This window comes from Pauljensenia sp. UMB6358 (genome assembly GCF_030216865.1).
Lineage (GTDB): Bacteria > Actinomycetota > Actinomycetes > Actinomycetales > Actinomycetaceae > Pauljensenia > Pauljensenia turicensis_A.
This window is the reverse complement of sequence record NZ_JASOMS010000011.1, coordinates 1-11453: the sequence shown is the minus strand read 5'-3', so window position 1 is coordinate 11453 and position 11453 is coordinate 1. Positions and strand designations below refer to the sequence as shown.

Here is an 11453-nt window from a genome sequence, read left to right as displayed (position 1 = left end):
CGCCGGGGGGCGGATATCTTTAGATATCCGCCCCCCGAGCGCACTACTTCTGCTCGGCGCGGCTCGCTCGGAAGTCGGCGAGCGTGCTGCTGTCAACCATCTGCACAGGGAAGAAGATCGTCTTTGCCGACGGATCGTCAAATCCGAGATCATTACCCTTGAGAAGCGCCAGGACCGTCTCAACGGCCTTCTTGCCCTGGCCATACGGATCCTGAGCGACAGTCGCGCTCATCTTTCCCTGTTCGATCAGGTCAAGTGCGGAGCTCGAACCATCGAAGCCGATGAGCACAAAGCCATCTGCAACAGACTTCCCCGCTGTCTCCATTGCCCTTTGCGCACCAATGGCCGAGTCATCGTTCGCTGCGTAAATGACTTCGAGATCCGGATTCGCAGAGAGCATGTCCTGCGCCGCAGAGAAGCCGCCATCAACGGTGTCCTTGCCGTCAAGTGAGGCCACGATCTTCAAGTTGTCCTGCGACTCAATCTTCTTGACGAATCCGCCAACTCGTTCCTCACCGACAACCGAGCCTGCATGAAGTTCGATCACACCAACCTTGTGAACGCCCTCTTTACCCGCAAACTTGTCAATGACGTACTGTGCAGCCAACTCACCACCGTTGGCGTTGTTCGACTGGATGTACGCATCGTAGTTGCCGCCGGTTCCAATATCGCCAATGACGACGGGAATCTTCGCAGCGTGCGCTGCGTCCACCGTCGACGGAAGCGCCGTGGGCTGAACGGGAGTGATGATCAATCCTGAGATGTTCTGATTGATCAGGTCAAGGGAACCGGAGACTTGCTTGGCCTGATCCGACTTTTGGTCCACCACAGTCACCTTGACTCCCGCGTCGGCAGCACCTGCCTTGACACCTGCCGCATACGACTGCCAGTACGGATTTTGAAGGTCATAGACCGAGTAGCCAAGGGTAAGTGGGTCTTTCGCTTCGAATTGAACAGCCGCACTGGACTGTGCTGTCTCGGCTGATCCGGGCGCTGCAGTATCGGCACCGGAGGCGCATGCCGCCATCGTGAGTGCAGCTGCTCCTGCGATAGCTGAGAACTTGATGAGTGACTTCATGAATCTCTCCTTTGAAATCCTTGAATGTGCTTCGTCGATCAGATGATCTTGGTAATGAGTCGGCCAGCGTTCGCCGCAGGCGCAAGGAAGGTGTTGTCGTGCACGCCGCGCCAGGCCTCGAGGGGAACTGGCTTGTCGTGCGCAGCCTCTGTGGGTTCATGGCTGTAGGTCGACACCTCGCGCACAACCAAAGGCACCTTGGCGTCAGGCGGGCAGCGGAATGCGTGCAGATGCTTCCGGTGCATCACGAACTTCGGGTCACCCGCTTCGAGACGAACATAGCTCGTAAGCTGCGAGTACGACTCTTCACGCCCCTTCGGGAGCTCAACGCCCTCGGGCCACGACTCGCCAGAAGGCATCTTCTCGAATTCGAGCAGCTCCTCGTCGCGCGGATTTAGCCCCTCGGCTCCATAGAAGACGTCCATCGAACCGAGAACGACCTCGTAGCTCTCCGTCTTACGCAGATGGTAGTGGGAGGCGCAGTACTTGCCTGGATGGAGAATCATCAGTTTGTCGCAAAGCCCAGAATACTCAGAGTAGGGGGCTCCGGCAGCCGGGAGCCCGTCGACCGCAGCTTGGTTGAGCGACTCGAAGATGATCATGATCTCGTAAGGATCCGGACACCAAAGCCCCTTCTCGAAGGCCTCATACTGATCGTCACCGTAAACAATGCCAGCGCTGTCATTGATCATCGACTCAGTGATCGGGTACCGAAGCGCGCGGGCGAGGCTCGCAGCACTCAGGATCCAGTCGTCATATTCCTTGCGAGTGATGAATGTTCTAGTCATCGGACCTCCCACGCAGACTCACGGCTCCATCGCCGCATTGAACCGGTTCAGTTCTGAACCGGTTCAAGAATATGACATAAGGCGCATCACAGGGAAGGTTGAATAGATCTCGATTCGGTAACGTTTCGAGCTGAGGGAGTATCAGTCGCGAATTGACGTCGGGACACCGGTGGAGTCGCGAGCGACGAGTTTCGGAGCCAGCATCGTCGCATCGACTTCATAGGCGCGCCCTAACAGTCGGCACGCGGCCGCGACTCCAATCTCGAATGACGGCTGATGGACGGTCGTTAGTGAAGGTCGGAGAGCCGGAGCGAAGTCGACATCGTCGTACCCAACGACGGAAAGATCCTGAGGAATAGTGACACGCGCCTCATCACAGGCAAGGATGACGCCAAGCGCCGTGACATCGTTCGCACATAGGACTGCTGTCGCTTCACCTTCGGCAAGAATCCGCTTCGCTGCGATCTTGCCTTCTGCAACGGTTAGATCAGCAACGCTGATCTCCTTGAGGACCTTTGAGGGTCTAAGGCCTCTTGCTTCGATTGCTCGGCGCACGCCCTCAAGACGATTCGCGCACCAAGGAACGAAGTGCGGACCGTTGATGAAGCAGATCGACCTATGACCCAGCTCGAGAAGGTGCTCCATCGCCAACCGCGCGCCCGTCACGTCATCAGATCCAACAGCAGCCCTGTCAGTTCCCTGTTCAGCGGGTTTGATAGTGACGATCCCGTAGGTGCATCTTTCAAACTCCTGCCATTCCATCGCGGACTCGGAGATGGGGACGTGGATAAGACCGTCAACCCCCTGACTTCGATGCGCACGAAGGATCGATCGTTGGCGCTTTCGATCTTGGTGCGTCGAACTGACAAGCATCGACAGTCCTTCTGCCTCGATAATTGACTCAACGCCTCGCAGAACCGATGCCCAATAGGGGTTTCCTACATCTGGCACGACAACACCGATCTGCTTGGATCGATGTCCCCTCAACTGACCCGCGGCAATCGATGGCACGAATCCCAGAGCATCGATCGCGCCCTGGACTCTCAACCGCGTCTGTTCACTGACAGTCTCGGGGCGATTTAGAACGTTGGAAACGGTGCCTGTGGATACACCAGCAGCAGCGGCAACTTGCCGAACGCCGACGAATTGAAACCCTTTGCCACCCCCACTGGACTTTCGAGCATTCATGCCGTATCCCCCGCGCCGATTCTAAACCGGTTCAATGATAGTGGACACGAGGCATCATTGAAGACACGGCCGCGCCTTCTACTCCTGAAGGAGCGAGGTCGCCCCGGAGTGGAGCAGCCCCCACCAGTAGGCGTTGAAGAGGGCTTCCCAGGAGGCCTCGATGACGTCGGTCCCGATGCCGACGGTCGACCAGGTGCGGCGGCCGTCGGTCGTCTCGATGAGGACGCGGATCGTCGCGTCGGTGCCCGCGCGGTCCTCGTCGAGGATGCGGACCTTGAAGTCGGTGAGCTCGAAGTTCGCACACACCGGGTAGTCGCGGGTCATGACGTGGCGCAGCGCCCGGTCGAGGGCGTTGACGGGGCCGTTGCCCTCGGCGGTGCGGATGTGGCGGCGGTCCGTATGGATCTTCACCGTCGCCTCGGACTCGGCGAAGGGCTCGCCCTTCACCTCGGCGATCTCCTGGGTCGTCACCTTCCACGACTCGACGCGGACGAAGCGCGGGAGGCGCCCGAGCTGCTCGAGGGCGAGGAGTTCGAAGGAGGCGTCGGCGGCGTCGTAGGTGTAGCCCTCGGCCTCGCGCTCCTTCACCTTCTGGGCGAGCATCGCTGCGGCGTTCGGGACGCCGTCGAGGTCGATGCCGAGCTCCTCGGCCTTGAGCTCGATCGACGACTTGCCCGCCATCTCCGACACGAGCATCCGCATGCCGTTGCCGACGACGCCCGGATCGATGTGCTGATAGAGGTCGGGATCGACGCGGATCGCGGAGGCGTGCAGGCCAGCCTTGTGCGCGAATGCCGAGGTTCCAACGTAGGGGTCGCGCGCGAACGGCGTGATGTTCACGAGCTCCGCAATGCGGTGGGACACGGAGTCCAGCGACGAGAGCGCATCGTCCGGAATCACATCAAAACCGCACTTGATCTGCAGGTTCGCCGCACACGTCAGCAGATTCGCATTACCGGTGCGTTCACCGTAGCCGTTGACTGTACCCTGGACCTGACGCGCCCCCGCTTCCACGGCAGCAATGGTGTTCGCTACCGCGCACCCGGTGTCGTTGTGAGTGTGAATGCCGAGCACCGTTAAACCGCACCCGGCCTCATCCAAAGCTTGACGCGAACGCGCCGTCAGCGCACCGATAGTCGACGGCAGGTTTCCACCGTTCGTGTCGCACGGAATAACTGCGACGGCTCCAGCGCGCGCGGCCTCGAGCATCACTTCAATTCCATATGAAGGATCGAATGCGAGCCCGTCGAAGTAGTGCTCCAGATCGACCATGACGTCGATACCTTCGCCCGTCAGGTATTCGACGGTGTCACGCACCATGCGCAGGTTTTCTTCGAGCGTTGTTCGTAGCGCACGCGTCACATGGCGAGGATCCGACTTCGCAACCAGCGTGACGACCGATGCGCCTGATTCAGCAAGCCCAGCAACCTGGCGATCCTCGGATGCCCGAACGCCAGCTTTCGTGGTGGCACCAAAGGCTGTAAGGCGCGCGTGATGCAACTGTATGCCGCGAGCACGCTGGAAGAACTGCGTATCTTTCGGAATCGCGCCCGGCCATCCGCCTTCGATGTAGTCGACACCCAGCTCGTCCAAAATGGGCAGTGCTGCGAGCTTGTCAGCGACGGACAGGGAAATGCCCTCCTGTTGGGCTCCGTCGCGCAAGGTCGTGTCGTACAGGGCAACGTGTTCGCTCATTGCCAGCTCCCTCGAGTTCAGCGCGTGTGCGCTTTGGTCTGATCAGGTCGTGTTGGGCTAACCGTTCAGATATGGGTGGGTGGCCTCATCACAATCGACGAGGCCACGACCACTGATTCAACGTTCAACGGAGGACGCGCGAGACGTCGCGCGCTGCGCCCTTCGATGCGCTCATTGCCGTTGCGGCGTAGAGCTGCAGTGCGGGTGAAACAACGCGGTCACGGTTCAGCGGAGTCCACGGGTGTTCGCGTGCTTCCTGAGCGGCGCGACGGAGTTCGATTTCCTCTTCGGGGACATCGAGCTGCAGAAGACCCTCGTTCACGTCGATGATGATCGGATCACCGTCTTCGATCAGGCCGATCAGACCACCGTCAGCAGCCTCAGGCGAAATGTGTCCAACGGAGATGCCAGACGTGCCGCCGGAGAAACGACCGTCGGTGATGAGGGCGCAGGCTTTACCGAGGCCTCGTCCCTTGATAAAGGAGGTCGGGTAGAGCATTTCCTGCATGCCCGGCCCCCCTGCGGGCCCCTCGTAGCGAATGACAACAACGTCGCCAGCTTCGACGGTCTTGTCGAGGATCTTTTCGATGGCTTCGTCCTGGGATTCCATGACGCACGCTCGGCCTTCAAAGTGGAAGAGAGACGGGTCAATACCGGCTGCCTTGATGATGGCGCCTTCGGGAGCAAGGTTGCCGAAGAGAACGGTCAGGCCACCGTTTGCGGTGTAGGCGTGCTCGATATCGCGGACGCAACCATTTTCCTGATCGAGGTCGAGTTCAGCCCACTTATTCGAGGTAGAGAACGCTTCGGTGGTGCGCACATTTCCAGGCGCAGCCTTCCAAAGTTCGATCGCTTCGTCGGTGACGGTAGGCGACTTCGGATCCCATGCTCCCAGCCACTCGTCCAGCGACGGCGAGTGGATGGTGTGGACGGTGTGGGTGAGGAACCCGCCACGGTCAAGTTCACCAAGAATGCGCGGAATACCGCCTGCTCGGTGGACATCTTCCATGTGGTAGTCGTTGTGGTTCGGCGCAACCTTGGACAGGCACGGGACGGTGCGTCCCAGTTCTGCGATGTCTTCGAGGTCGAAGTCAATTCCGCCTTCGTGCGCAACTGCCAGCAGGTGCAGGACGGTGTTCGAGGATCCTCCCATCGCCATATCCAGTGTCATCGCGTTGTGGAAGGCATCCTTGTTCGCGATGTTACGAGGCAGGACGGAATCATCTTCCTCGTCGTAGTAACGGTGGCAGAGGTCAACGATCATTTCGCCTGCGCGCACGAACAGGTCGCGGCGAGCAACCTGGGTGGCGAGGGTTGAGCCGTTACCGGGCAACGACAGGCCAAGGGCCTCGGTCAGACAGTTCATCGAGTTCGCGGTGAACATGCCAGAGCAGGAACCACAGGTCGGGCAAGCAAGCTTCTCGATGGCGAACAGCGCATCGTCGGAAACCTCGTCGTTCGCCGTCGCATTCATAACGGTGATGAGGTTGCCGTGGCCGGTCTTTGCATCGCCAATGATCACGGACGGATCGATGTTCTTGCCAGCTTCCATCGGGCCGCCGGAGACGAAAACAACGGGGATGTTGAGGCGCATCGCAGCGATCAACATGCCGGGCGTGATCTTGTCACAGTTGGAGATGCAGACCATGGCGTCCGCACAGTGGGCATTCACCATGTATTCAACGGAGTCGGAGATGACCTCGCGGCTGGGGAGTGAGTAGAGCATGCCACCATGGCCCATCGCAATACCGTCATCGACGGCAATGGTGTTCATTTCCTTGGCAACGCCGCCAGCTTCAACGATTGCGTCAGCGACAAGCTTGCCAACGTTACGAAGGTGGACGTGTCCAGGCACAAATTCGGTGAACGAGTTAACGACGGCAATAATCGGCTTCCCGAAGTCGCTGTCTCTCATACCCGTCGCGCGCCAGAGCGCACGGGCACCAGCCATATTGCGGCCCTGCGTTGAAGTCGCGGAGCGAAGCTGCCTGCTCATGAGCGTCCTCCCAGTAATTAGGTAATGCGTTAAGCCTAAGAGGATTGGTTGACGCGCGTCCGACGAGGTCATTGAGTGAACAGACAGTTTGTCACATTCGCCTACCCAATGGACGCCTCGGCCTACGCCTCGTACCCAAAACGTAATCTTTCGCTCAAGACGCGGTCGCTAGAAAGGATTACCGACGTGACTATCCGTACAACCCATGTGGGTTCACTCCCCCGCACACCCAAACTTGTCGACGCGAACTGGAAGCGTGCAAAGGGTGAGCTCTCCGACGCTGAGTTTGCTCTGATTCTTCAGGAAGAAGCAAACAAGGTTATTGCCAAGCAGGTTGAGCTCGGCATTTCGGTCGTTAACGATGGGGAGTACGGTCATGCGATGCTCGACACAGTCGACTACGGCGCATGGTGGACCTACTCCTTCTCCCGTTTCGGTGGTCTGACCGCTGAAGAGACCGCTCGTTTCGATGCGCGTCCTCCGGCAGGCCGCGAAGGTCACATTTCATACTCTTCCTTCGCAGAGCGCCGAGACTGGCAACGTTTCCAAGATGCCTACTCCGATCCGGATTCCGGTATCCACATTGCGAATAAGAATCCCGTTGTCTTCCCGACGATCACATCGGAGCTCACCTACATTGGCACCGACGCTGTCAACGCCGATATTGCCGGCACGAAAGCAGCCCTCGAAGCTGTTGGAAAGTCCGTGAAGGATGGCTTCATCGCCGCTATCTCCCCCGGCTCTGCCGCCCGCGTCGCCAACGCCTTCTATGAAGATGACGAGGCCGTCGTGTGGGCACTCGCTGATGTTCTTCGCGAGGAATACAAGCGCATCACCGACTCAGGCCTGACCGTTCAGATCGATGCTCCGGATATTGCCGAGGGCTGGGACCAGTTCGCTGTTGCCCCTTCACTCGAGGAGTACCGCGCTTTCCAGCAAGTCCGTATCGATGCTCTGAACCACGCACTTGCAGGTATCGATCCCGAACTCGTCCGTTTCCACGTCTGCTGGGGTTCCTGGCACGGCCCGCACACCACGGATATCCCGTTCAAGGACATCGTCGACCTCGCTCTTGCAGTGAACGCCAATGGCCTGACCTTCGAGGCAGCGAATGCGCGCCACGCTCACGAGTGGACAATCTGGAAGGACATCGAGCTTCCTGAAGGAAAGTACCTGATCCCGGGCGTTGTCTCTCACTCCACAAACGTTGTCGAGCACCCCGAATTGGTTGCTCAGCGCATCCACCAGTTCACCGACATCGTCGGCAAGGAACGCGTTGTCGCATCGACCGACTGCGGCCTGGGTGGCCGCGTCTACCCGTCGATCGCATGGGCAAAGCTCGAATCACTGACTGAAGGTGCACGCCTGGCTGATCAGTGATCCAACTCCGCCCCTCACAAGGCTTTAGGGCTGTGGGACTCAGTCCCACAGCCCTAAAGCCTTGTATATGGAGGCGGCCTCGTCGATAAAAATCAACGAGGCCCCTACGTTAAAAACGTGAAAGTCAAGCGAGACGGTAGAGCCAGTTGTACGGATCCGGATGGTGACCCATCTGGATACCGGTCAGCTCAGCGTGGATAGCCTTCGTCTTTTCACCAACGGGGAGCTCCACATCGAAGTCATCATTCGCAAGGCGAGTAATCGGCGTGATGACGGCGGCCGTGCCACACGCGAAGATCTCCGAAACAGCGCCGGAGCGGATGCCCGCAACCAGTTCGTCCAGAGCGATCTTTTCTTCACGAACCTCGGTTCCCTGCTCGCGCAACATACGGCAGATTGCAGAACGCGTACCACCCTCAAGGATGACACCGGACAGTTCGGGCGTACGGATCGTGCCGTCAGCCATGACGACAAACATGTTCATGCCACCGAGCTCTTCGAGATACTTTTCCTCGTAGGTGTCCAGGAAGCAGACCTGCGAGAAGCCCTTTTCAGCAGCGACTTCCTGCGGCATCAGGGACGCAGCGTAGTTGCCACCCGCCTTCGCGGCACCGGTGCCACCCGGGCCCGCGCGGTGATAGCCCTTCACGACCCAGATCGGAACACCGGTGAGGCCGGACTTGAAGTACGGGCCGGACGGCGAGCCGATCACGTAGTAGTCGACAACCTGGGCGGCGTGGACGCCCACAAATGCCTCGGAGGCGAACATGAACGGGCGAAGGTAGAGGCTGGTGCCATCGCCTTCGGGAACCCACTTTGAATCCGCGCGAACGTAGTCAACCAGGGAAGCGACAAAGTCTTCGCGATCCATCTCGGGCAGAGCCAGACGACGAGCCGAGTGGTTGATGCGCGCCGCATTGAAAGTCGGGCGGAAGGTCCAGATCGACCCGTCATCGTGACGGTACGCCTTGATGCCTTCAAACACGGACTGCGAGTAGTGCAGAACCGCAGCACCCGGCGTGAGATCCAGCGGACCGTAAGGAATCACACCACGATCCGTCCAACCTTCACCCTTGATCCAGCGCATGTGGGCCATGTGATCGGTGAACTGACAGCCGAAGGTCAGATCATTCATCACCGCGTCGTATTCTGCCTGCGACGCAGGATTCGGGTTGACGGTAAGAGGGAAACGACCTGCAAGCTCGTCACCGGATCCAATCGGCTGAGCAGCCAAGGATTCCAACTGAGTAGGCACATGCTCTTGGATCGCCATTATTTCTCCTCTTCGTAGGCGTTACGTCAAGGATATGTGTGGATACGACGACACTCGCCAAGGTTCCGTCATGTGAACCTAGGCGAGCATCAGTCGGTGAGAATACGCTCAGGCAAGTGCCACGCAGATCGCGTCTCCGATTTCGGAGGTGGAGCGAACCAGCGGAGTGCCTGCCTTATCGGCGGCAGCGCGATCGGCCATGTCCTTTTCGATGGCGGCTTCCACCTTGGCTGCCAGTTCCGGCTTGCCAATATGATCAAGCAGCAGTGCGACCGAGGAGATCGTTGCAGTCGGATCAGCCTTGCCCTGGCCTGCAATGTCGGGAGCAGAGCCGTGGACGGGCTCAAACATCGACGGGAATGCGCCGTCGGGGTTGATATTGCCCGATGCGGCCAGGCCGATGCCACCGGTGACTGCGCCCGCTTCGTCGGTGAGGATGTCGCCGAACAGGTTGTCGGTGACGATCACGTCGAAGCGTTGCGGGTCGGTGACCATGTAGATCGTGGCCGCGTCAACGTGGCAGTAGTCGACGGCGACGTCAGGGTATTCGGCTCCGACGGCTTCGACTGTGCGGCGCCAGAGGTGTCCGGCGTTCACGAGGACATTGTGTTTGTGCACCAAAGTAAGTTTTTTACGAGGCCGAGCGTTGGCCTTTTCAAACGCGTAGCGTACAACGCGCTCAACACCGAAAGCAGTGTTGACTGAAACCTCGGTTGCGATCTCGTGCGGGGTGCCGACGCGGACGGCACCGCCGTTGCCACAGTAGAGGCCCTCCGTGCCTTCACGGACAACAACGAAGTCTGTGTTGTCGGGAATGCGCAGCGGCGAGGCAATGCCTTCGTAGTACTTCGAGGGACGAAGGTTCACGTAGTGATCAAGAGCGAAGCGGAGCTTCAGCAACAGACCGCGCTCAAGGACACCGGAGGGAACCGACGGGTCACCAACAGCACCCAGAAGGATGACGTCGTTTCCCCTGATTGCTTCAAGATCTTCGTCGGTCAGGGTGTCACCGGTGCGGTGCCAGCGGTCAGCGCCCAGATCGAACTGAGTCGTTTCAAGTTCCAGGTCGGAACCTTCAAGGACCTTGGTCAGAACCTTCAGGCCTTCGGGAACAACCTCTTTACCGATACCGTCGCCGGGAATCACGGCCAATTTGATCGTGCGCATACATCCAGTGTGCTGAGCTGCGTCTGTGTGCGCGGAAACGTCCGCCATGCGGATCCTTTTCCCCGACGAGGCGGACATCCCCCTGCGCTATTCCTCCCCACGCGCTCCTTTCCTTTTCGATGCCGTCATTTCTCTTCTTCATTCCACACCTCACGCCTCAAGCGGGCAGCACGCCCTAGACAGGCGCCTATACACTGTTCCCATGCTTTCGTCTTTTCCTACGCCCAATTCTCCGTTCGATGCCCACGCGGAGCAGTGGGATTCTTCTCCCGTACGCGGGGAACGCGCACGCACCGTCGCCTCAGAAATAATGCGACGACTCCCTTCGGGAGGTCACTGGCTCGATATCGGTTCTGGGACTGGGCTGCTGGGGCTGGCTCTGTCCTCCCATGCCGATCACGTAAGTCTGGGTGATACGTCTCAGGGAATGTTGGAAGTTGCTCACCGCAACATTGCGGATGCCGGCCTGAATGATCGCATGGATGCCCTGTTCTGTGACGCGGAGCAGTGGGTCAGCGAAGTTCCCTCCCAGGAATATGACGTCATTGTGTCGCTGATGGCTCTGCATCATATGAAGGATCAGCGCTCGGTGACCCGTGCGCTTGTGGACCGAGTGCGGCCGGGTGGCTGGGTTGCTCTGGCGGATATGGATGCGGACGACGGTTCCTACCATGCTGACGGGGATATTGTTCCGGCTCATCACGGCACCGAACGTGCTCTCGTTGAGCAGTTGCTCCACGAATGTGGCTGCCAGAATATCCTCGTCTCCACGGTGATGACGATTTCGAAGTCGGGGCGTGACTACCCGGTATTCCTTGCAACTGCGCAGGTAGCCCGACGCTAGCTCATTCCCCCACTCGTATATGCATGTGGCGGCCACCTTGAGGG

The 11453-nt window shown here is 59.2% G+C and carries 9 protein-coding genes; 2 read left to right on the top strand and 7 right to left on the bottom strand.

The window, feature by feature from the left end; genetic code table 11:
• Window positions 1–43: 43 nt before the first annotated feature.
• The 5 genes from QP381_RS07675 to ilvD all read right to left on the bottom strand — a co-directional run bounded on the left by QP381_RS07675 (window position 44) and on the right by ilvD (window position 6745).
• Window positions 44–1078, bottom strand: coding sequence for a substrate-binding domain-containing protein (locus tag QP381_RS07675; RefSeq protein WP_285068292.1), 1035 nt, complete (start codon window positions 1076–1078; stop codon window positions 44–46).
• A gap of 38 nt (window positions 1079–1116) precedes the next feature.
• Window positions 1117–1866, bottom strand: a complete 750-nt coding sequence (locus QP381_RS07670; protein WP_184453212.1) for a hypothetical protein — start codon at window positions 1864–1866, stop codon at window positions 1117–1119.
• Between the two features lie 141 nt (window positions 1867–2007).
• Window positions 2008–3054, bottom strand: coding sequence for a LacI family DNA-binding transcriptional regulator (locus QP381_RS07665; RefSeq protein WP_184453214.1), 1047 nt, complete (start codon window positions 3052–3054; stop codon window positions 2008–2010).
• 78 nt (window positions 3055–3132) lie between these two features.
• On the bottom strand, window positions 3133–4749 hold the full coding sequence (cimA, locus tag QP381_RS07660; protein WP_285068284.1) for a citramalate synthase: 1617 nt from the start codon (window positions 4747–4749) through the stop codon (window positions 3133–3135).
• A 124-nt stretch (window positions 4750–4873) separates the two neighbouring features.
• A complete protein-coding gene (gene ilvD / locus QP381_RS07655) occupies window positions 4874–6745 on the bottom strand; it encodes a dihydroxy-acid dehydratase (RefSeq protein WP_285068281.1) in 1872 nt (623 codons plus the stop codon).
• Between the two features lie 186 nt (window positions 6746–6931).
• Here ilvD and QP381_RS07650 point away from each other — a divergent pair, with 186 nt between their 5' ends.
• A complete protein-coding gene (locus QP381_RS07650) occupies window positions 6932–8125 on the top strand; it encodes a cobalamin-independent methionine synthase II family protein (protein WP_285068279.1) in 1194 nt (397 codons plus the stop codon).
• A 124-nt stretch (window positions 8126–8249) separates the two neighbouring features.
• Here QP381_RS07650 and QP381_RS07645 read toward each other — a convergent pair whose 3' ends face one another.
• Both QP381_RS07645 and QP381_RS07640 read right to left on the bottom strand, forming a co-directional pair.
• Entirely contained in the window at window positions 8250–9398 is a 1149-nt protein-coding gene (locus QP381_RS07645) for a branched-chain amino acid aminotransferase (RefSeq protein WP_006681793.1), read from the bottom strand.
• A gap of 108 nt (window positions 9399–9506) precedes the next feature.
• Window positions 9507–10565, bottom strand: coding sequence for a 3-isopropylmalate dehydrogenase (locus QP381_RS07640; RefSeq protein WP_285068338.1), 1059 nt, complete (start codon window positions 10563–10565; stop codon window positions 9507–9509).
• 202 nt (window positions 10566–10767) lie between these two features.
• Between QP381_RS07640 and QP381_RS07635 the strand changes: the two genes are divergently transcribed.
• Complete coding sequence (locus QP381_RS07635) at window positions 10768–11409, top strand: class I SAM-dependent DNA methyltransferase (RefSeq protein WP_285068277.1); 642 nt, start codon at window positions 10768–10770, stop codon at window positions 11407–11409.
• The last annotated feature ends 44 nt before the right edge of the window (window positions 11410–11453 follow it).